Annotated in this window: 23 protein-coding genes; 11 read left to right on the forward strand and 12 right to left on the reverse strand. The window is 71.9% G+C overall.

Going from position 1 to position 20,650, the window contains the following annotated elements; translation table 11 throughout:
• Positions 1 to 819: ATPase, T2SS/T4P/T4SS family (locus AAGI91_13215; protein MEM1043576.1), on the reverse strand; the 819-nt coding region annotated here is incomplete at its 3' end.
• A 117-nt stretch (positions 820 to 936) separates the two neighbouring features.
• Positions 937 to 1,515 (reverse strand): S26 family signal peptidase, encoded by a 579-nt coding sequence (locus AAGI91_13220; protein ID MEM1043577.1) that lies wholly within the window; start codon positions 1,513 to 1,515, stop codon positions 937 to 939.
• 151 nt (positions 1,516 to 1,666) lie between these two features.
• On the opposite strand from AAGI91_13220, the gene AAGI91_13225 reads away from it, so the two are divergent.
• Both AAGI91_13225 and AAGI91_13230 read left to right on the forward strand, forming a co-directional pair.
• On the forward strand, positions 1,667 to 2,452 hold the full coding sequence (locus AAGI91_13225; GenBank protein ID MEM1043578.1) for a ParA family protein: 786 nt from the start codon (positions 1,667 to 1,669) through the stop codon (positions 2,450 to 2,452).
• 33 nt (positions 2,453 to 2,485) lie between these two features.
• Positions 2,486 to 2,911, forward strand: coding sequence for a hypothetical protein (locus AAGI91_13230; protein ID MEM1043579.1), 426 nt, complete (start codon positions 2,486 to 2,488; stop codon positions 2,909 to 2,911).
• Positions 2,912 to 2,931: 20 nt separating this feature from the next.
• On the opposite strand, the gene AAGI91_13235 is transcribed toward AAGI91_13230, so the two are convergent.
• From AAGI91_13235 to AAGI91_13245, 3 genes are read right to left on the reverse strand one after another with little or no spacing between them, the layout of a single operon-like run.
• Complete coding sequence (locus AAGI91_13235) at positions 2,932 to 4,164, reverse strand: serine/threonine-protein kinase (protein ID MEM1043580.1); 1,233 nt, start codon at positions 4,162 to 4,164, stop codon at positions 2,932 to 2,934.
• Entirely contained in the window at positions 4,161 to 4,811 is a 651-nt protein-coding gene (locus AAGI91_13240; protein ID MEM1043581.1) for an ECF-type sigma factor, read from the reverse strand. Before AAGI91_13240 ends, AAGI91_13235 begins: the two co-directional genes overlap by 4 nt.
• A 24-nt stretch (positions 4,812 to 4,835) precedes the next feature.
• Positions 4,836 to 5,465 carry a S24 family peptidase gene (locus AAGI91_13245; GenBank protein MEM1043582.1) on the reverse strand — a complete coding sequence of 210 codons (630 nt, stop codon included), beginning with the start codon at positions 5,463 to 5,465 and terminating at the stop codon, positions 4,836 to 4,838.
• Between the two features lie 258 nt (positions 5,466 to 5,723).
• Between AAGI91_13245 and AAGI91_13250 the strand changes: the two genes are divergently transcribed.
• Positions 5,724 to 6,725: a class I SAM-dependent methyltransferase gene (locus AAGI91_13250; GenBank protein ID MEM1043583.1), complete on the forward strand. Its 1,002-nt coding sequence runs from the start codon at positions 5,724 to 5,726 to the stop codon at positions 6,723 to 6,725.
• Positions 6,726 to 6,734: 9 nt separating this feature from the next.
• Here AAGI91_13250 and AAGI91_13255 read toward each other — a convergent pair whose 3' ends face one another.
• A complete protein-coding gene (locus tag AAGI91_13255) occupies positions 6,735 to 7,730 on the reverse strand; it encodes a hypothetical protein (GenBank protein MEM1043584.1) in 996 nt (331 codons plus the stop codon).
• Position 7,731: 1 nt separating this feature from the next.
• Complete coding sequence (locus tag AAGI91_13260; GenBank protein MEM1043585.1) at positions 7,732 to 8,478, reverse strand: bacteriorhodopsin; 747 nt, start codon at positions 8,476 to 8,478, stop codon at positions 7,732 to 7,734.
• Positions 8,479 to 8,607: 129 nt separating this feature from the next.
• Here AAGI91_13260 and AAGI91_13265 point away from each other — a divergent pair, with 129 nt between their 5' ends.
• Together AAGI91_13265 and AAGI91_13270 are read left to right on the forward strand one after the other, a co-directional pair.
• The gene (locus AAGI91_13265) at positions 8,608 to 10,383 is read left to right on the forward strand and encodes a diadenylate cyclase (protein MEM1043586.1); all 1,776 of its coding nucleotides are present in this window, start codon (positions 8,608 to 8,610) and stop codon (positions 10,381 to 10,383) included.
• Positions 10,384 to 10,411: 28 nt separating this feature from the next.
• A complete protein-coding gene (locus AAGI91_13270; protein ID MEM1043587.1) occupies positions 10,412 to 10,723 on the forward strand; it encodes a hypothetical protein in 312 nt (103 codons plus the stop codon).
• Here the strand turns inward: AAGI91_13270 and AAGI91_13275 are convergent.
• The 3 genes from AAGI91_13275 to AAGI91_13285 are packed head-to-tail and all read right to left on the reverse strand — an operon-like array spanning position 10,720 to position 12,938.
• A complete protein-coding gene (locus tag AAGI91_13275; GenBank protein ID MEM1043588.1) occupies positions 10,720 to 11,478 on the reverse strand; it encodes a HAMP domain-containing sensor histidine kinase in 759 nt (252 codons plus the stop codon). The two genes, AAGI91_13270 and AAGI91_13275, sit on opposite strands and share 4 nt — an antisense overlap.
• Before the next feature lie 18 nt (positions 11,479 to 11,496).
• The gene (locus AAGI91_13280) at positions 11,497 to 12,156 is read right to left on the reverse strand and encodes a hypothetical protein (protein ID MEM1043589.1); all 660 of its coding nucleotides are present in this window, start codon (positions 12,154 to 12,156) and stop codon (positions 11,497 to 11,499) included.
• Positions 12,157 to 12,179: 23 nt separating this feature from the next.
• On the reverse strand, positions 12,180 to 12,938 hold the full coding sequence (locus AAGI91_13285) for a response regulator transcription factor (protein MEM1043590.1): 759 nt from the start codon (positions 12,936 to 12,938) through the stop codon (positions 12,180 to 12,182).
• Positions 12,939 to 13,048: 110 nt separating this feature from the next.
• On the opposite strand from AAGI91_13285, the gene AAGI91_13290 reads away from it, so the two are divergent.
• The 6 genes from AAGI91_13290 to AAGI91_13315 all read left to right on the forward strand — a co-directional run bounded on the left by AAGI91_13290 (position 13,049) and on the right by AAGI91_13315 (position 18,632).
• Entirely contained in the window at positions 13,049 to 13,174 is a 126-nt protein-coding gene (locus AAGI91_13290) for a hypothetical protein (GenBank protein MEM1043591.1), read from the forward strand.
• A gap of 17 nt (positions 13,175 to 13,191) precedes the next feature.
• Positions 13,192 to 14,169 (forward strand): DUF2231 domain-containing protein, encoded by a 978-nt coding sequence (locus tag AAGI91_13295; GenBank protein MEM1043592.1) that lies wholly within the window; start codon positions 13,192 to 13,194, stop codon positions 14,167 to 14,169.
• A 137-nt stretch (positions 14,170 to 14,306) separates the two neighbouring features.
• Complete coding sequence (locus AAGI91_13300) at positions 14,307 to 16,241, forward strand: copper resistance system multicopper oxidase (GenBank protein ID MEM1043593.1); 1,935 nt, start codon at positions 14,307 to 14,309, stop codon at positions 16,239 to 16,241.
• Positions 16,242 to 16,337: 96 nt separating this feature from the next.
• A complete protein-coding gene (locus AAGI91_13305; GenBank protein ID MEM1043594.1) occupies positions 16,338 to 17,108 on the forward strand; it encodes a copper resistance protein B in 771 nt (256 codons plus the stop codon).
• 36 nt (positions 17,109 to 17,144) lie between these two features.
• Positions 17,145 to 18,179, forward strand: coding sequence for a nuclear transport factor 2 family protein (locus AAGI91_13310; GenBank protein ID MEM1043595.1), 1,035 nt, complete (start codon positions 17,145 to 17,147; stop codon positions 18,177 to 18,179).
• 3 nt (positions 18,180 to 18,182) lie between these two features.
• A complete protein-coding gene (locus AAGI91_13315; protein MEM1043596.1) occupies positions 18,183 to 18,632 on the forward strand; it encodes a hypothetical protein in 450 nt (149 codons plus the stop codon).
• Between the two features lie 21 nt (positions 18,633 to 18,653).
• Here the strand turns inward: AAGI91_13315 and AAGI91_13320 are convergent, their stop codons facing one another.
• Both AAGI91_13320 and AAGI91_13325 read right to left on the reverse strand, forming a co-directional pair.
• On the reverse strand, positions 18,654 to 20,303 hold the full coding sequence (locus tag AAGI91_13320; protein ID MEM1043597.1) for a hypothetical protein: 1,650 nt from the start codon (positions 20,301 to 20,303) through the stop codon (positions 18,654 to 18,656).
• Between the two features lie 54 nt (positions 20,304 to 20,357).
• Entirely contained in the window at positions 20,358 to 20,525 is a 168-nt protein-coding gene (locus AAGI91_13325) for a hypothetical protein (protein ID MEM1043598.1), read from the reverse strand.
• Positions 20,526 to 20,650: the final 125 nt, after the last annotated feature.

Raw genomic sequence — 20,650 nt, forward strand, 5'->3', positions numbered from 1 at the left:
CCCGAGCGCCGTCGTCGCGTGGAGCGTCGCGCACCCGCCGGGGTGGCCCGTCGCCCAGGCGTCCAAGAGGTGGAGCGCCGCCTCGTCGCGGACCTCGCCCACGACGATTCGGTCGGGCGTGCAGCGGAGCGTGTGCCGGACGAGGTCGGCGAGCGACACGTCGTCGGAGGTTCGGAGCTGCAAGTGGTCGTCGGCCGCGCACTGGAGCTCGCCCGTGTCCTCCAGGACCACGATCCGCTCCTCGGGGAACAGGTCGGTCATCTCCTTCAAGAGCGCGTTGCAGAGCGTCGTCTTGCCCGATCCGGTCCCTCCGCAGACCAGGATGTTCTCGTGGGCCACGACGGCGTCGCGGAGCGCGGTCCGCTGTTTTGCCGTCATCACGGTGGGGACGTAGCTGTCGAGGTCGAACACGCGCGAGGCCCGCTTGCGGATCACGAAGCACGAGGCCTCCGCCAGTGGCGATAGGAAGCCCTGGAGGCGGGCGCCCCCGAACGTGGCGTCGGGGAGCTCGGCCTGGACGGTCGGCGTGCCGCCGTGGAGCGCGTCGCCGTGGAAGGCGGCCACGGCGTGCAGGAACTGCTCAACGCGGGCGGCGCGGAGCTGGACGCCCGCGAGCACCTTGCCCCGTGAGTGCGTGTCGAGACGCAGCCGGCCGTCGCCGTTGACGTAGACCTCGGTTACGTCGTCGTCGGCGAAGGCCTCGACGACGCGCGGGCCGAGGTACCGCTCCATGAGCTCGCGGTAGCGGCCCTCACGCCCCGCTTCGGTGCTCCCGTCGGCGCCGGCCGGGGTCTGTTGAGGGCGGGAGGACGTGGGCACGGACGGGGTTGGGGAAGTCGGGACCCGCCTCGGGCTACGCTCACCGGGCTGTCACCTCGTTCGGAGAGGCGGCCGGGCGGGTCCGACGGGTAGAGCGCGCCCCGGCCGCGCCGAGGCTCAGTCCTCCGTCCAGAGCGGCCGGAGCCGTTCGAGGACGACGCGGACGGGGCCTGCGTAGCGGGAGTCGATCGACGTGGGCACCCGCCCCGAGTGAAGCCAGTACTCGCCAGGTCCGAGGACGCGCACCCCGAGTTCGGGCCGGACGCGCCGTCCCGCACGGTCGCGGACGAGCGGCGCGCTCGACGGCAGGAGCCTCCCCCCTACCCAGACGCCGCTGCGGTCGACGCGGACGGTGTCGCCTGGGAGGCCCGCGGCCGGCTTCGCGAGCGGGCGGACGCCGTTGGGGCGACCGGTGCCTCCGGGACACCGCCCGTTCGTCCAGTACCGGCCGAGACGTTGGATCGCTGCCGTGTCCGGGCACGCGGCCACCAAGTCGCCCCGTGCGACCGGGCGCTCTCCCAGTGCCGAGGCGATGTAGAGCCCTCTCGGAAGGCTGGGCGTGGTGTTGACGCGGACGCCGAGCAGTGTCCCCACCGCCACGACGAGCACGGCTGTGCCGAGCGCAACGGACCACAGACGCAGGCGGCGCGCCCAACGGGCGTCCTGGCAGCGCGGTACTCCACGTTCTTCTAGCATCTAGACCCTAGGCTCTACTCATCTCGCTCAGCGCCATTTCGGATCCCGAGGGCTCACGAGAGCCCCAGATTGTTGTATCTAGTGTCTAGACTCTCGACAATAGACCCTAGCCAGTAGTATCTAGGGGCTAGGCTATTTCCCCCCTCCCCCCGTGCGCGTCATCGCCTTCAGCAACCTCAAGGGCGGCTCGTCCAAGACGACCTCCTCGCTCGCCGTCGCGGCCGAACTGGCTCGTCGTGGCCGTCGCGTCTTGCTAGTCGATCTCGACCCGCAGGCGACGCTGACCAAGTCGGCCGGGCTCGACCCGTCCCACGCCGCGGCGCAGTACCTCAAGGGCGAGATCGAAGCCGAGGCTGCCGTGCTCCGCCCCGCGGGGCTCTGGGACAAGCCGCTCGCCGAGAACGGCGGCGCGCTCCACCTCGTCCCGGCCAGCCGCCAGCTCGTCCAGTTCGAGGGCCAGGCCGTCGCCCGGCTCGCCAACCGGCTCGTCGCGCTGCTCGACGCCGTCGAGGCGGACAACGACTTCGTCGTCATCGACTCGCCGCCCCAGGCGTCGGCGCTCGTCACGGCCACGCTCGCGTCCGCCGACGAGGTCTACGTGCCCGTCGCGTCGGGGCGCGGCGCGCTCGACGGGCTCGTCGACGTCGTCGAGCTCTCCAAGCGGTTCGGGACGACGCCGGTCTCAGGCGCGTTCGCGACGCGCGTCAACGTGTCGAGCCACCACGACCTCGACCTCGCCGAGTATGTCGCGCAGCAGATCACAGGCCCAGACGGGGAAGGGGGGCTCAAGACCTACATCCGGGAGACCGTCCGCGTCCGTGAGGCCGAGATGGCACGCGTCCCGCTTCCGTTCTACGACCCCTCGTCGACGGCGGCCCAGGACTATGCCGCGCTGGCCGACGAGATCGAGGCGCGGCCGTCGCCGCGGATCGTGTAGCCCCTAGCACCTAACGTCTAGACCCTAGTACCTATGGCGAAGTCTCGCAAGCCCCGCCTCAACATCGGCCCCGCCACGACGGAGGGGACCGCCTTCGACGGCGCGTTCGGCACCGCCACTGCGCCCGTCTCGAACGAGCCGGCCGCGGCCGAGTCTCACAAGAAGTCCAGGCCAAAGAAGGCACGGTCCGACAGCGCCGTAGGCCCGGCCAAGCCCGTCCAGCGGGCCGAGACGCCTGCGCCGGGCGACGGCGAGTACGAGCGGATCGTCCAGGGCAACTGGAACGTCCCGGCCTGGATGCGCGCGAAGGTCCGGGCGGCGGCCGAGGAGGGGGGGCTAAGCCAGAACGATGTGGTCCAGGAGGCGCTGAGGCGCCACCTGGAAGAGACCGAGCGGGGCAGGGGAGGGAAGTTCGCCCTCGAGGCCCGGCACTTCGGCGTCAGACGCGGTCGGCGCTGAGGCGGTCGGCGCGGCGGAGGCTACCGTCGGCTGCGCCCGAGGGCTGCCGCCCCCACCAGCGCTGCGACCGCCCCGAGGGCGACGCCGACGACCCACGGTTGGACCCGTGGCGTCAGTGGACCGCCCGCGTCAGTGCCCGTCACAGGGCTCCCAGGAGCGGCGTCCATAGCGAGCGCGCGGAGCTCGGCCGAGAGGTCGGCCACGGACGGCGGGCGGCGGCCCACGTCGTCGCTCATCGCGCGGGCGATGACCGGACGGAGCGGGTCCTCCGCCTCCAGGTACGGCCCGGCGAGCTCGTAGAGCAGCGCTCCAAGTGCGTACACGTCCGAGGCGCGGCTCGGCTCTCCCCCGGCCACGATCTCGGGGGCGGCGAAGCCGTACGTGAACGGCCGCCACGTCGCAGTCGTAGACCCGTCGCCCCCTGAGCGCCAGCGCGTGGCTACGCCGAAGTCGAGGAGCTTGGCAACTGGGCGGCCCTCATCGTCGTCGGCCACGAGCACGTTCTCGGGCTTCACGTCGCCGTGGACCACCCCGCGTCCGTGGGCATGGCGGACGGCCGCGCAGACCTGCCCGAAGAGCGAGAGCCGGTCGCGGAGCCGGAGCCCCCTTCGGTCGGCGTAGGTCGTCACGGGCTCGCCGTCGACGTGCTCCATCGCGAAGTAGGGCCGCCCGTCGGCCGTGAACCCCGCGTCGTAGAGCCGGGCGACGTTGGGGTGGCAAAGGCCCGCGAGGTGCCGCCGCTCCTCCAGGAATCGCTCGGCGTCGGGGTCCTCGGCCTCGCTCCGGAGGACCGGACCCGATAGCACCTTAACGGCGGCCTGTAGACCCACGTCCGGCCGCTCGGCGAGGTAGACGACGCCCATCCCGCCGCGTCCGACCTCGCGTGCGACGCGGTACTCGCCCACGGCGTCGCCGGGCGTCAGCGCGGGGTCGGCGACGGAGGCCGCGAACGACTCGGCGGCAGGCCGCGCCAGGAAGTCGGCCTCTGGCGCGGCGGAGAAGGCCCACGCGAGCCGCTCGGCCCGCGCGCCCAGCTCGGGTGAGAGCGATCGGGCCGTCGCGATCGCCGCGGCCTGGTCGGCCGAGTCCAAGAGTAGGTCGAGGAGCACCCCGTCCACGCGAACGTAGCGGCCCACGGGGTCTCCGCCAGACGCTTCGGCGATCCTGCGCCGGAGGGCGCCAACGGCGTGCGGCTCGTCGGCGCGGTGCTCGGCGGCGTCCCCGCCGTCCCGTTGGGCGGGGAGGGGCTTCATCGGGCCTTTGGGGCTTGGGCAGCCTCTGAGGTTGGCACCCCGGAGACCGCGTCCTCAGAGACGTAGGCGTAGAGCAGCGTCCGAGCCTTCTCCCAGTCGCGTTTCACAGTCGCCGGGCTCGTCCCCGTCGCCGAGGCGATCTCTGCGATCTCGAGCCCCGCGAAGAACTTGAGCTCGACCACCCGGCGCAGCCGCTCCCCTCGGGGACCGACGCGCCGAAGCCGCTCCATCGCCACGTCGAGGTCGACGGCGAGCGCGGCCCACCCCTCGGCTCCCATAGGGTCCGAGCCCGCCCGGACGTCGTGGTCGCTCAGCGAGAGTGCGCGCGTGCCGCCGCCGCGCTTGTCCGCCCGCCGTTTCCGGGCCGCGCTAACGAGCACGTTCCGCATCGCTCGCGCGTAAAGCCCCAGCGGCACGGCGTCGCCCCGCCCGATCGCGCTGGCCTCGCGCGTGGACTCCCGCTGGAGTGCGAGGTAGGCCTCGTGGACGAGCCCGGTCGTTCCGAGCGTGATCCCAGGGTCCTCCCGCGATCGGAGCCGCCTCGCCATCGTGCGGAGGTCGGCGTAGACGGCGCGCTCAGCGTCGGCCTCGGTGCGGATAGAGCGAGCAGGAAGCGTGTACCGGGTCGGTTGGGCCGTGCGGATCATCGGACGTGGCGGGGAAGGGGACAGTTATCGGAAGGCGCGGACCGCGAGCGCCGCTACAGCGACGCCCTGGACCCGGACGGCCCGCGCGGGCACCCGCTGCTCGGGGAACTCAGGGTTGGCCGCGACGAGGCGGACGTAGGACCCGTCGCGGACGACGCGCTTGAGCGTGTTCCCCTCGCCCTCGACGTAGACCGAGCACACGTCGGTCTCGGTCGGGGCGACGTCGGGCCGCATCACGAGCGTCATGCCGGGCGCGATGCCGGCCTCGATCATCGAGTACCCCTCGACATCGAGGAGGTAGTCGCCCGGCCGCATCTGGGGGACGAGGTCGGGGAGCGTGGCGACGAACTCGTCGGCCTGGTACGAGACCTCCGTGATGGGGCCAGCCGGGATGGTCCCGAGCCGGGGCCAGAGACGCGCCCGCCCGCTCCGCTCGCCCTCGTCGGTCAGCTCGATCTGGAGCGGGACGCCCCGCCCGCCCGACGTGAGCCGGACGAACCCAGCCTCTTCGAGCTTGCGGAGGTGGGCGTAGACGGCCGACGTGCCCTTGAGCCCCATCCGGCGCGCGAGCTCGCGGCCGTTCGGCGCCGCGCCGCGCCTGCGGACGGCGTCCCGGATGAGGCCGAGGAGCTCGGACTGGCGGGGGTAGAGCACGGCGGAGGTTGTGTGACGGAGCGGGTGTCAGTTTACACCTCCAGGTGATAACTGGATCCAAAGAATCTCCTGACGTGAGCACTGGGAGGCGATGTGGTGACATTGATTGAATCGCAAGTCAATCAGAAACAGATGTGTAGGGGCTTGCAGTGTGGGCGAGCGGTTTACGCGGTGGATCCGGTCGGCGGTGCCACCGGCGCGATCCCCAGTGACGCACCGTCGGCACCGCCTACGCATCGGACCTCCTCCACGCCTGCCATGAACCACGATCTGAACCCGTCCAGCGCGACCGTAAGCCTCGCGCGATCCGTCCAGCTCTCCGTCGCCGAGTCGGCACCGCTCTCGTCGGCCGACCTCTTCGCGCTCGCAGCCAACGCCTGCGGCGGGACGCTCGCCCAGGGCGCCTTCACGCCCCGCGACGCCTACGACGCCGCCGAGCTCGGGCTTCACCTCCACCTGCTCCGTACCGTCGGGCCGCTTCAGAAAGAGGCCTCTGGCGTCCGCGACGCGCTCGCCGAGGTCGAACGGCTCTCGGCGCTCCTGCCCAGCCAGACGCGCCGGACGGCTGCGCAGATCGACTACCAGCAGTTCTCGACGCCAGCTGCCTACGCCGGGTTGTGCGCCTGGATTGCCGGGGTGGGGGAGGGGCACCGCGTCCTGGAGCCCTCCGCCGGGACCGGCGCGCTCTGCGCGTTCGCCCTCGCGGCGGGCGCCACGGTCCACGCCAACGAGCTGTGCGGGCGCCGGGCCGACCTGCTGGCGGTGCTCCTTGCCGAGGCTGACCAGAACCCATCTCAGGCGCTCACACGCGAGAACGCCGACCACCTCGACGCCATCCTTCCGCCAGAGGCCCGTGCCGACGTGGTGCTCATGAACCCGCCGTTCTCCCAGACCGCCGGGCGGCTCGGACGCCGCCGAATCCCGACGGTCGGGACCGACCACGTGCTCCAGGCGCTCCGGCGCCTCGACCCGGGCGGGCGGCTGGTGGCCGTACTCAGCGCAGGCGTCCGCCGCGGCAAGCCAACGCATCGGCCGTTCTTCGAAGCCATTGAGGCCCACCCGTTCCAGCTCCGGGCCGACGTCGAGGTCGGCGGCGCCGTCTACCGCCCGTACGGGACCTCTGTGCGCACGCGCCTCCTCATCGTGGACCGAACGCCGGAACGCTCGTCCGGCGACGACGGGGACCGTGTGGAGGCCGTCGTCGAGAGCGTCGGCGACGCCGTGGCCGCTCTGGCGCCCGTCGGGCGAGCGCCCGCGTAGCGGCGGGCGCTACGGGGCCACGACGTCCGCCCACCCACGCCCCGCGTCCCGCACCAACCCCAGCAGACGCCGCCGCCTCTGGCGCTGACGCTCCACCGACCGTGCGAACTCGGCTGCCTCCGCGACCGGCACCCCCCCCGCCGTCAGAGAACCGAGAGGAGGGGCCTCTGGCGCCTCGTCCGCCGCGTCCACGAACGACGCGCTGAGCGTGTCCAGGTACGCTCCCAGCACGCCCCGGAGTGGCTCCACTTCCGCCGGTGCCATCCGGGCCGAGAGTCCCACGCCGCCGGCGAGCAGGAGCAGCGCCTCGTCCAGGACGGCCAGCATGACGGGCGCCGAGGTCCGTCGCTCTTCGCTCTGGAAGAAGTGGAGAGCCGGGTACGCTTCGTGTCGCCTCCCGTGCGCCTCTACGAGCGGGACGAGGTTCGCCAGGTGGGCCGCCAGGCCGTCGAAGCCCGAGCCGGTCCAGGCGCCCGTCACGACGGCCTGGGGCGTCTCGCCCAGCGCGTGCGCCGCGCCGGCGAGCTGGCGCGCGCCCGTTACCGCCCCGACCACCTGGAGCACGTAGGTCACGACGAGCGTCACAACCGCGAATCCGTTGAGCGCGGCGGCGCTCGCGACGACGCCCCAGCCGCCCGACCCCGGCGCCCACAGCGCGCCGAGCCCGAGCGTCCAGAGGTACGTGCCCACCACGTACGCCCGCGACCAAGCGTCAGCAGGCGCCCCCGTCTTCGGGTCTACGACCGAGGCGGGGTCGGCCGAGAAGACCAGCCACCACCCCAGCCACAGCGCGCCGACCCACCACAAAAAAGCGGCCACGAGCGTGGTTGGCCCGACCCAGCCCGGCGCCCGGCCGGAGCCGACCGCCTTACCCAGCGTGTAGACGCCCCGCCCAATCCGGCCTGAGACCGGCCCCGCGCCCCGAGGCGCTACCGTCGTCCAGAGCGCGTCAACGAGCGCGAGCGCGACGACGGCCGCTCCCGCGAGTCCGAGGAGGGCAGGCACGTCAGGCGGGGTGCGTGCCGAGGGGTCGGCGTGGCACGGTAGTGCGGTGGTCGGCCTCGTCGCCCAGGAACTCCCCGTTCTGCGCCACGGTCGCGAGCGTGTTCAGCGCCAGCAGCCCGAAGCCCACCTTCGCTACAACGTCCAGGGCCGTGAATAGCCCGGCCTCCCACGTGTCACCGACCACGTCGAGGCCCTCGGGCGAGATCAGCCAGACAACCGGATACAGCGTCCACAGGAACACGTGGACCGTCACTAGGCGCCGGAACGCGCTGACCGACCGGGGGTGGGCCGCGACCGCGCTCCGCCGGTACGGTCCGAGGAGCATGTAGGCCACGCCGAGATAGGCCCCGCACGAGACGACATACCACGTAAGCGCCCGCGCGTCCTCGGGGAGCAGTGTCGCGATGAACCCGGTCCCGATCATGAACGTATTGGCCCCGATGAGCTGGGCCGCCAGCACGTTCCGGCTCGACGCGATGAGCGTGAGGTCGAGGAGCAGGAGCGGCGTCGTGAGCCCCCACGTGGCGTAGCGGACCCACGTCGTCTTCGTCCCGTCGGCCGAGACGAACGCCCCGAACCCCATCGCCATCGTGAGGTAGAGCGCGAACGCGACGAGGCAGATGAAGAAGTTCAGCGTGTAGAGGATCTCGCGCGGGCGGTGCTCAGCCCTCGCCGCGCCGAGCCCGAACACGACCGAGCCGAGCGCCATCGCCGCTGTGCCGATCCAGTACCACGTCGTCGCTGTCATTTCGGATGAGGTGAAGGAGAGGGGTTGACTACCGACCTTACCGTGCCTGGTCCCGGTCTCAACCTGAAAAGCCGCTCAGGTCGGCTTCCAGTCCTGCCGTTCGCCTCCTGATCCTACCCGTCCAGCCCCATGCCGAACACGATCCGCCTCTTCATGTGGGGCTACCAGCGTGACTTCCAGATCTCGGCGAAAGTCTCTGCCGAGTCGCTGTTCGGCGCTCTGGACCCTGCCCTGGACCCCGAGGTCGTCCTCGTCGGTGGCCGACTCGGCTCCGAGAGCAACCGCCACCCCCTGTGCGTGGACCCCGAGGACGGCGACATCCCACTCGACCAGCTTGACGGCCTCGCCGAGCAGGTCGAACAGGCACAGCGGGACGACCCCGAGAACGAGATAATTCATTCGCACCCCGTCGCTGAGCAAAACTGCAAGCGACGGGTCCGTTGGCGCGCGTTCTCCGAAGGCGTCGCGCGGACGCTGGCCCTGCACCGGCCCGACCGAGCCTTCTTCGCCTCGTTTCCCCAACCCGTCGAACACCACCTCGTCACGTGCGTGCTCCACCTTGACCGGGGCGCTCTGGAGGCTCACCCTCGGCTCCACCAGGCCGACTACCTCCACCGGTTTGTCGTGCCGACCTCACTGGTCGAGGCCACAATCCAAACGTTCCTCGACAAATGCACCGACGAGCTCAGTCGGTCCGAGCCTGGCATGTGGCTCTCCGGACGGGGACCCGCCGATCTCCTGCGGAACGCGGGGCGCCGCCTCATGACCAACCCAGGTCGGCGCCTCGCCTGGGGCGGGCAGAACGACGACCTCTACGACCAAGTCGACGCGGTCTCAGCGCTTCGCTACGAGGGGGCCGAGGGGAAAGGGCGGCTCCTACTCACCGACAAGGACGGGACCGGGGTCCGGCGCACGCTGACGCTCGAGTCGCCGGTCCCGTTGAAGGCGGGCCGGGCGGCCCGCAAGCTCGTCGAGATGGCGACCTCCCAACTCGACCTCCTCGCCACGCCAGTAGCGGGGATCTACGGGCTCGGCACGGCCGACCCGGACGATGACCCATCCGAGGAGCGCGTCTTCGAGGTCGTCTTTCTCAAAGGAAACGCCTGGGAGCTCCGCCACGCCGGGGTCCCGCTCATGCGCGTCGCCGGCGGCATCCCCGAGCTCCCACGCGACCCCATCCAGCGCGCCGACTTCGACACCTTGGTCAAACGGGTTCTCGGGTCGCCCGGTGACCTCGACCCAGACGCCCTGTGGACCGCCGTCGAGGCCGCGCGCCGCCAACGCCACGGGACTCTCCTCGTTGTCTCCACCGGGGCCGCGTCCGAGGCTGCCCGGCTCGCCGCCCAGAGCACGCCGGTCGAGCCGGTCACCCTCACGCCCGCTCTCGTCCACGCCGTCTCGGCCATCGACGGGGCGGTCCTCGTGGACGCCGCCGGGACCTGCCACGCCGTTGGTGCCATCCTGGACGGCATGGCGGCGGACGGCGGCGATCCCGGCCGAGGCGCCCGCTACAACTCGGCTCACCGGTACGTCGAGACCGCCGCGCGCGACCTCGGCCACCGCACGCTAGCCGTCGTCGTCTCCGAGGACGGGATGGTCGATGCCCTCCCCGCACTGCGTCCCCAACTCGATCTCGCCGAGATCGAGACGCGGCTCGCAGACCTCCGCCACCACCGCGAGAACCCCCACGAGAGCCGGACGCTATTCTGTCGCACCGAGGCCTGGCTTCGCAAGCACGCCTTCTACCTCGACGCCGAGCAGTGCGAGGAGGTCAACGAGGCCGTCCGGAGTGTCCGCCAAGCGTGGCATGAGGCCGAGCCCACAGCCATCCGGGTCGTGGACCGCCCGCTGGCACCCCACCCCGACTTCGATCAATCCTACCTCACGGAGACGGAAGAACCCTAGCGCATCGCTTCAACCTCCGGGTCCTGCGTTGTACGGTTGCAAGTGGCCCTCCGCGCCCCCGTTCTTCGAACGTCGCCAGTTCCTCGCTCGGTTCGCTGGCACCGACGGCCCCACCGGTCCCGTCCAGATCGCCCTCGGCTATCCGTTCCTCACACCCGGAGACATCGTCGTCCACGGCGACGGGGCGGTCTCCGCCGCCGACGAGTTCTTCTGTGAGGCGCAGCGCCTAGAGACCCTACCCGACCGCGTACTCCTCCGCGCGCTCGGGTGGGCCGACGTCTCAGGCGCCCGGTCTGAGCGGGACCTCGACTGGGTTCGTCGTCCGAGCGCCGGACCTTAGGCGGTATCCAGGCAAGGCAGCGCCGCCCAGAACGTGGCCCCCTGCCCCGGCCCACCACTCTCGCACCCCACCTCGCCACCGTACCCCTCGACGATGGCTTTGACGATCGCGAGCCCGAGCCCGCTCCCTGACTCGGCCTGGACCTCCGGCGTGTCGGCCCGGAAGAACCGGTCGAACAGCCGCTCGCACGTGGCGTCGTCGAACCCCGGGCCGGAGTCCGTCACCTCGAGCCGGGCCGCGTCCAGGTGCCGCCCGTCCAGGTCCCGGTGACGCAGCGTGACGTGGACCCGGCCACCGGTCGGCGTGTACTTGACCGCGTTCGAGACCAGATTGTCGACGACCTGTGCGAGGGGGGCGGTCTCCGCCGCGATCCGGACGTCGTCGTCGGCGTCGACCGTGAGGGACAAACCCTTGGCGTCGGCGTCGCTCCGCACCCGCTCGACGCGCTGGCGGACGAGCGCGCCGAGGTCGACGCGGGCGTCGGGCGTCCGGACGAGCGACTCGGCGCGGGCGAGCTCGAGGAGGCCCTGAACCGTCCCCGTCATCTCGGCTACGTCCTCGACGACCCGGCCCAGCGTCTCGCGGTAGGCCTCCGGCTCGCGCTCGCGGCGGAGCGCGACCTCGGCCTCGCTCCGGAGCGTCGCCAGCGGCGTCATCAGCTCGTGGGCGGCGTTCGCCGTGAACCGCCGCTCGCGCGCGACCGACGCCTCCAGCCGGGCGAGGAGCCCGTTGAACGTCTCGGCCAGGTCCGTCAGCTCGTCGCGCGTCTCGAACTACGACGGCAGCCGGCCGCCCAGCCGCGCCCCGTCGCCGGCCATCCGGTCGGCCGCCTCGGTCAGCACGGCCACGGGCCGGAGCGCGCGGCGCGCGAGCCACCACCCTGCCCCGAGCGCGAATAGCACGCTCAGCGCCACGCCGAGCGCGAGCATCCGCCCCAAGTCGCGGAGCTCGCGGTGGCGGCTCCACTCGATCCCCGTGACCTCGACGTACCCCGCCACGTCCCCGCCCGGACCCCGGACCGGCGCGACGAGCGACCGCGCGGGCTCGTCGTCCCAGGTCCGGCTCAGGCGCAGGACGCCGCCCTCGGGGAGCGCGACGCCCAGCGCCGGGTGCCGCCCGACGTTCTCCGATTGGTAGGTCACCCGGCCCTCGGGCGAGAGCACGCGGACGTACGTCCCGCTCGGTCCGTCGAGCCGGGTCGCCACGGCCTCCGTTTCCTCTAGCGCCCCGGCGTCCACGCCGTCCGGCCCGACCGTGAGGAGCGGCTCGATCACGCCCCACTCGTGGTCGAGGTGGCGGTCGAACGAGCGGTGCGCGGCGGCGTGGAACCCGACGTAGCAGAACACGGCGAACGCGCTCAGGAGCAGGAGCAGCGTCAGCGCGTACCACAGCGCAAGCCGGGCCGAGATGGGGAGGGTGCGGAGGCGGGCCATGCCGGAAGAACGCGACGCGGCGCTCACGTCGCGCCACTGGCGGTCTTACCAGGCACCATCCGGTAGCCGACGCCCCGGATCGTCTCGACGCGCGGGGCGTCGGCCGCGCCGGACGCCTTGACCGCGTCGTCGAGCCGCTGGCGGAGCCCGCTCACGGTCACGTCGAGGGCGTTGTCGGTGACGTAGAGCGCGTCGCCCCAGACCCGCTCGGCGAGCACCGTCCGCGAGAGGGCCGCGTCGGCGCTCCGCATGAACACCTCCAGCATCGCGTACTCCTTCGGGCGGAGGTTCAGGACGGCCTCGCCGGCTGTTCCGATCATCGTCGCCCGTCGGCGCTCGCCGTCGAGCGCGAGGGGGCCGACGCGGACGACCCGCTCCACGTCCGAGAGCGGGGGGCGGCGCAGGAGCGCCCGGAGCCGGGCCACGAGCTCCTCGAACGCGAATGGCTTCGGTAGGTAGTCGTCGGCGCCGGCGTCGAGCCCCGCGACCCGGTGCTCGACGTCCGAGAGCGCCGTCAGCATCAGGACGGGCTGGTCTTTCCCCGCGGCGCGGACGCGCTCGACGAGGGTCTTCCCGTCGCCCCTCGGCAACCGCCAGTCGACGACGAAGGCGTCGTAGCCGTTCGCGAGCGCGAGCCGCTCGCCCTCCTCGGCGTCGCCCGCCACGTCGACGCGGTACCCCTCCTCCTCCAACCCGCGGCGGACGGAGTCGGCGAGTCGGGCCTCGTCTTCGATGAGCAGGACCCACATCGGGGCGTCGGGGGAGGGGAACGGGTCGGACATGCAATACCCACGTGGAGCGGACGGGACCGGCACCTTAACGCCTTTTCAGGTGCCGGACAGCCCCATCACAGGCCGCCTCTCGTTCCATCCGCTCGCACGCCCCCACGCCCGTGACCGCCCTCGTCGTCCTCTGGTTCGCCGCCCTCGCCGCCGCCACCGTCGCCGTCGGGCGCTCGTTGGCCCCGCCGCGCGTCCGCCACCTCGGCCGGTCGCTCCGCCTCGGTCGCCTCATCTAGCCGCTCGCAACCAGCCCGTGCTCCCCGACTGGACCCCCAACGTCCATCCGCTCGTCGTCCACTTCCCCGTCGCGCTCCTCGTCGTGGCCGCGCTCGTGGACGCCGTCGCGCTCGCCGTTCGCAGGACGTACCCGTGGGTCCGCGCCTCGGCCGTCGGACTCTACGCGCTCGGTGCCGCTGGCGTGGTCGCCGCCTTCTTCACCGGCCGCGACGCCTCGGAGTCGGTCGACCTCCCGGTCGCCTCGCTCACGACCCTGGGTGCCCACGCCGACTCGGCGCTGTGGCTCTTGTGGTTCTCATCGCTCTACGCCGCCGCCCGCGTCGCCGCGCTCTGGCTCGACGGGCGGGGCCGGGAGCCGGGGCGCCTCGCCGTCCACGGGCCGCTGGCGGCGCTCGGGCTCGTGGGGCTGTTCCTCGTGGCCCGGACCGCCGAGCGGGGCGGCGAGCTCGTCTACCGCCACGGCGTCGCCGTCGCCGCGGCCTCCGCGGTCCCGGCGCCGGAGGCCCCGCCTGACACGGCCCTCGCCGCCCGCCTCGACGTGCTCTCTGGTGCCCCCGCCGAGGGCTCCGCCTTCGTGGTCGCGCCCGGCCGGCCCACGCTCGCCGTCCTCCCCGACACGCTCGGCGACCTCGAGGTACGCGCAACGCTCGACCTCTCGGGCTTCACGGGCACCGCGTCGCTCGTCCACCACGTTCGGGGTCCGGCCGACTACGACTTCCTCGCGCTCGACACGTCGGCCTCCGGCGACGCCACGCTCCGTCAGGGCCGCGTCGAGGGCGAACGGGAGACGACGATGGACCGGGGGACGGCCCCGCTCGACGGGCTGGCCGAGCTCAAGGCCTACGCCGTGGGGACCCACTTTCGCGGCTACCTCGACGGCGAGCAGCTCACGCACCCCCACGGCCCTGCCGCGCCGCCCGGCCGCGTCGGGCTCCGCCTCGAGGGCGAGGGGACCGTCCGCGTCCTCGCGCTCGCGGCTACGCCCGTCGAGTAGGAGGAGAGGGGCTGAGCGCGGCTCCGGGTCGCGTCCGGTTCACGGGCTCTTCGGGCTCTACCTGAGCGCCTTTTAAGGCCCAGGGACGCACATCCGTGCGCCCCGCGCGTACACCCCGAGCACCCGCCACCCCTCCGATGGACCGCCGCCACTTTATCCGCAACGCCTCCGCCTTCGGCGCGCTCGCGGGCCTGAGCGCTCTCACGCCCGCCTGGGCACGCACCGGGCTCGCGCACGGTCCGCTCCGCCAGCCCGGCCTCGTGCCGACCGTCAAGCGGGACGGCCTGGTCGAGTATGACATCACGATCGACCGGACGCGGCTCGCGTTCGGGGGCCGGACCGGCACGGCCGTCACCATGAACGGGACGGTCCCCGGCCCGCTCCTCCGGTTCACCGAGGGCGACGAGGCCGTCATCCGCGTCCACAACCGGCTCGACGAGATGACGTCGGTCCACTGGCACGGGCTCATCTTGCCCAACGACCAGGACGGCGTGCCCCACGTCAACTTCCCCGGGATCGCGGCGCGGTCGACGTTCGAGTACCGCTACCCGATCCGCCAGTTCGGGACCTACTGGTGCCACTCGCACTCGGCGTTCCAGGAGCAGCTCGGCCACTACGCCGCGCTCGTCATCGACCCGGCCGGGCCGGAGCCCTACGCCTTCGACCGTGAGTACGTCGTCGTCCTCTCGGACTGGACGTTCGAGGACCCCCACGACGTGCTCGCCCACCTCAAGAAGCGGGCGAACTACTACAACTACCAGCGCCAGACCGTCGCCGGGCTCCTCTTGGGCGAGGGCATGAGCCTCGGCCAGCGACTCGACTGGGACCGGATGCGGATGGACCCGACCGACATCGCCGACATCACGGGCGCCACCTACACGTTCCTCATGAACGGGCAGGCCCCCGACCCCGGGTGGTCCGGCCTGTTCCGGCCCGGCGAGCGCGTCCGGCTCCGGTTCGTGAACGCGAGCGCGCTCACGTTCTACGACGTCCGGCTCCCCGGCCTCCCGATGACCGTCGTCCAGGTCAACGGCCAGCACGTCCAGCCGGTCGAGACCGACGAGTTCCGGATCGGGATCGCCGAGACCTACGACGTCGTCGTCGAGCCGGGCGACCGGGCCTACACCGTCTTCGCCGAGCCCATGGACCGCTCGGGCTACGCGAGGGGGACGCTCGCCCCGCGCGCGGGCATGACGGCGCCCGTCCCGGAGCGCCGCGAGCGCCCGTCGCTCACCATGATGGACATGGGGATGGACCACGGCGAGATGGGCCACGAGGGCATGGACATGTCGGGCGCGGCCCCCGGTGCCGCGGCGGGCGGCATGGCCGGAATGGACCACGGCATAGATCACGCCCAGACGGAGGGCATGGACCACTCCGGCATGACGATGGCCGCGGCAGGAGGGGAGATGGCGATGCCTGGCCAGGACCGGTCCGGCCTCCGCCCGCCTGGCACGCTCCCCGAGGTCACGATGCACGGCCCCGACGACCACGGGATCGCCAACGCGATGGCCCCCATGCAGACCCGCTCCCGGCTCCACGAGCCCGGCGTCGGGCTGGGGAATGACGGCCGCCGCGTCCTCGTCTACACCGACCTCCGGTCGCTCCACCCCGAGCCCCGCCGGGCGCCCGACCGCGAGGTCGAGCTCCACCTCACCGGCAACATGGAGCGGTACATGTGGGGGATCGACGGGAAGACCTATACCGAGGACCCGCTCATCCCCCTCGTCTACGGCGAGCGGCTCCGGCTCACCATGGTCAACGACACCATGATGAACCACCCGATGCACCTCCACGGCATGTGGATGGAGCTCGAGAACGGCCAGGGCGACCACATCCCCCGCGTCCACACCGTCGTCGTCAAGCCGGCCGAGCGGCTCTCGCTCCTGGTCGAGGTCGACGCGCTCGGCCCGTGGGCCTTCCACTGCCACGTCCTCTACCACATGGACCTCGGCATGTTCAGGGTGGCTATGGTCCAGCGGCCCGACGACTGGGACGCCGAGCGGCTGGCCGAGATGTACCCGCAGGGCCTCCCGCCCGGCTTCGGGCGTCCCGACCTCGCCCGAGGCTAGCCAACCCCGGGCGGCCCTCTCCCGCCGCCCGGCCCGCCCCGCCGCCCCCGTTCCGCACCTCGGGGCGGCGGGGCTCCTTCCTGACTCCGACGACCCATGCTCCGCTCCCTCGCTCTCGCCCTGCTGGCGCTTGCCGCCAGCGCGCCCGTAACCGCCCAGGACGATCCGCCCCCGTTCCCCGAGTACCCCGACTTCCGGCCCGGCGCGGTCGCCGCGGCCGACCGGGACCTCTACTCGCTCGCGCTCTTGGACATCTTCGAGGTGGCCCCGGCCGCGTCCGGCGTCCCCGCTCGGCTGGAGGGGTTCTACCGGATCGGGACCGACTACAACCGGCTCTTCGTCCGGGCTGAGGGCGAGGGGCTGATCTCGGAGGCCGAAGGCGAGGCCGAGGTCCAAGCCCTTTACAGCCGCCTCGTCACCGAGTACTTCGAGGCTCAGGCGGGCGTCCGCCTCGACACCGAGTTCGGCGAGGGCGGCCTGCGCGCCCGGCCCCAGCTCGCCGTCGGGCTCGAAGGGCTCGCGCCCTACTTCTTCGAGGTCGAGCCCTTCCTGTTCCTGTCCTACAAGGGCGACCTCTCGGCCCGGTTCGAGGGGTCCTACGACCTCCTCATCACGCAGCGCCTCGTGCTCCAGCCCGAGGCCGAAGTGACCGTCGCGCTCCAGGAGGTCGAGGACTGGGGCGTCGGGACGGGCCTCAACGCTGTCGAGGCGGGCCTCCGGCTCCGCTACGAGGTCGAGCGCGAGGTGGCCCCCTACGTTGGGTTCAGCGTCCTCCAGCGGTTCGGCGGCGCGGCCGACTTCGCCCGCGCGGAGGGCGAGCCGACGTCGGAGGGCCTCTTCGTCGTCGGCGTCCGCCTCTGGCGCTGACCCCTACCTGCACCCTCTCCCAAGACCCCGACTCCGATGACCCGCTCTCTCTTCCTCGTCGCCGCGCTCGTCGCCGCCCCCGCCGCAGTCGCCCAGCAGCACGGCGAGCACTCCCAGGTGGACCACGGCCAGATGGACCACTCCCAGATGCAGGGCATGGACCACGCCGGCATGGACCACGACGCCCTCATGGCCCTCCACATGCGCATGATGGCCGACCCCGAGATCCACGCCGCCATGCGCGCCGACGCCGAGATGCGGGCGCTCATGGCCGACGTGATGCCCGACATGGACCACGGCGCGATGGGCCACGAGGGGGTGGACCACGAGGGCATGAGCCACGGCCAGATGAACCCCGAGTCCATGATGACTCAGATGCGTGAGCGCATGGGCGCGATGACCGAGGCCGAAGACGCCGCGTTCATAGCCCGCTTCGAGTCCGTCCACCGCCGGCTCCTCGCCACACCGCCGGTCCACACGCGCGCGATGGCCGACCCCGAGCTCCGCCGGATGATGGAGGCCATGCCCGGAGGGATGCCCGGGATGGACGGCATGGACCACTCCGGCATGGACCGCGGCCAGATAAATCACTCCCAGATGCGGGGGATGGACCACGGCGCGATGGACCACTCCGGCGCCGACCACGCCGCGGGCGTCGCCCTCCAACGCCGCAACGCGGGCGCGACCCTCGGCGACGAGCGCCCGGCCACGCCCACCGTTGGGCAGGCCGAGTTCGACGCCTCCGAGACCGCCGACCGGTTCCACGCCGCCCTCGCCGCGGGCGACCGCCAGAGCGTCGAGTCCCTCCTCACGCCCGACGCCGTGGTCCTGGAGGGCGGGCGCGCCGAGGCCCGAAACGAGTACCTCGGGGGCCACTTCGCCCGCGACGTCGCCTTCCTCGCCGATGCCCAGCCGGAGCCGATCTTCCGCCGCACGACCGTTGCGGGCGACGCCGCGTGGGTCGCCTCGACGCAGCGGATCGGTGACGCCACGATGGCCGAGCTCCTGGTGATGGAGCGGACCGACGGGGGCTGGCGGGTCTCCGCCGTCCACTGGTCGTCGGCGCGGTAAGGCGTGGACCCCGTCCCCTTCACGGCTGGTATCGTCGTAGCCCTGGCGACCATCGCGGCGGGCCGGGTCTCCGGCTTCGACCGCGACCGCTCGTTCTACCCCACGGTCCTCGCCGTCATCGCGCTCCTCTACGTCCTGTTCGGCGTCGAGAGCGGAGCCCCGGCCGTCGTCTCAGCCGAGTCGGTCGTCGCGTTCGCCTTCGTGGCCGTCGCGGTGCTTGCGGTCCGACGCCGCTCGGCTCTCCTCCTCGCTGCTGGACTCGCTCTCCACGGTCTCTGGGACCTAGCGCACCCCGCACTTTTGCCCGCTAGCGACGCTGTTCCTGGTTGGTGGCCCGCCTTCTGCTTCGGCGTCGACCTCCCCCTCGCGGCCTGGGCCTACGCGCGCTGGCCGCCCCGCTCCCACGTCGAGGACCCCGCACCCTCGCGTGGCGTCGGACCCGCCGCCCCGTAAGGCGGCGTGGTCCGGCATCTCTTAGGCCGCTTTGGTCCTCGCACGACGCGCGACATTGCCAGCGTGGTCCGCCAGAGCGTCAAGTGCGCTCCGGCCCTCCGTTAGAAGGTCGTGCATCACCGCAGCACGGCCCAGCGCTTCGAGATCGAAGTGCTCGGCCGCCTTCGCGTACGTTGATCCCTTCCGGTGGGCCGAGCCCGAGGACCGCAGCCACTGGACGTCCTTCATCCAGTCCGTCGGCGAGCGGTCGAGCCCGTGCGCGCTGACGTCGAATCCTGTCACGTCGAGGTAGGCCACCAGCTTTGCGATTCCAGCCTCGCCCCCCTCGTACTCGTGACCCACCGCGATCGCGGCCTTGCGGACCCTCTTCTCGTTCAACGAGTCGACCGCCGCTTTCGCGAGCGCCTGTACCTGCCCGTCGAACTCGGCCGCGCCGTCGTTGAGCGGCACGCGCAGCCCGTCAAGGTTGTGCTGGTCGTCGGCCGCGAGGGGTAGGTACAGCGGCCATCCCAGCGCGGATTCCCACGCCCGGTTCGCCCGCTCGTGCGCCTGACGGAAGGCGAGCCCGGGCTCGGTGGGGTCGGCGAACTCGGCCATCACGTCCCGGCGAAACGCCGTCTCGCTGATCCCGCCGTCAGGCTCGACGTTGAACGCCCGCCAGTAAAGCTGCTCGTCGGCTGGGAGGCGGCCGAGGTCTCCGAGGTAGGCGACCACCTTCCCGTCGTGGTCGTTGTCGATGGGGAGCCCCCACAGTGCCCCGCAGTGGACCCGGCCGTCGTCCACCCGGTACCGTGTCGAATCGGCGTAGTACTTGGTGAGGACCTCACGGCGGAAGTGAACCAGATCGAGGAAGTGGGCCGGGTCGTCCGGGTCGGCCCGGCGCTCGACCGGACGGCCGTCGCCGTCGACCCCCACGACGAACGTCGTAGACTCGTCCTCGTCCTCGTACGGCCAGACCCCGCAGGCCTCGATGGGGAGCGGGGACACCAGCCTCTTGCCGACCAGCCGAGAGAAGGTGCCGGTCCTATGGGCCAGCCCCTCCGTCGCATCGCGGACGTTGAGCTCGTACGTCAGGTCGTCCCGCTCTATACGCACGTCATGTGCGCCGTCGGGCACATCGCCGATGTCAAGGCCTGGCTCGTGCTGGCGGCGGTCGAAGAACAGCGCGAGGTGCATCCCCTTGACGGCAAGGAACTGCCGGAGCCGCTTCCGCTTCACCTCCATCCGCCCGTCTCGCCAGCGCGCGACGGGCTTGGGCGTTCCCGTCGAGACGTCGAGGTAAACCTCGTCGCGTGGCACGTACGCCAGATTGAACAGCAACCGGAACTCCTCGACAAGCTCTACCAGCTGCGCCCCCGGAACGTCGGCGTGGAACTCTCGGACGATCACGAACGGCTCGACCCCGCCGGACGGAAGCCACCGGTGGTACGTCGGCTCGTCGCCCGCTTGGTTAAACCCGATCAGCCCAGTACCTGTGTCGAGGTCCCAACCCGGACGACGCAACACACCTTCGATCCGGTCTGAGGGGACCAGCGCCGAGAACAGGCCGTCGCTGAGAGGGCCGTGCGCCCGGCCGTACACAGTGAGCCAGTCCTCGCTGCCGAGCGCGTCCTCGACGTAGGCGCGCGCGGCCGTTTGCATGAGTCGGTCGAGGGGGGAAAGCTTTGGCATGACGGTCGGGAGGTCGTAACGGCCCAAGTTCGCACGCGAGGGTGACAGCTCGTGTCAGTCTCCGTCTGCGGGGTCATCGGCCTCAGGCTCGGCGTCCTCCTCCGCCGCGCGCCGCGCCGCATCCGCGAGGTCGTTCAGGCCGTCCCGCTCCAGCTCGTCGGCCAGCTCGCGGAGCCGGCCCGGACTCCACCGGAACATCGGGTTCTCTTCAAAGCTGGACATGTGCGGAAATCAGACACAGAACGATCGATGCGCAAGGACGCATCGCACGGACGCTTAACGCGGTACCTGATCAGCTTTTAAGGTGTCGCGCCGGCCCCGCACGCTTGCGAGCGCGTAGCACGCGG

It is taken from the genome of Bacteroidota bacterium (assembly GCA_038746285.1).
Taxonomy (GTDB): domain Bacteria; phylum Bacteroidota; class Rhodothermia; order Rhodothermales; family JANQRZ01; genus JANQRZ01.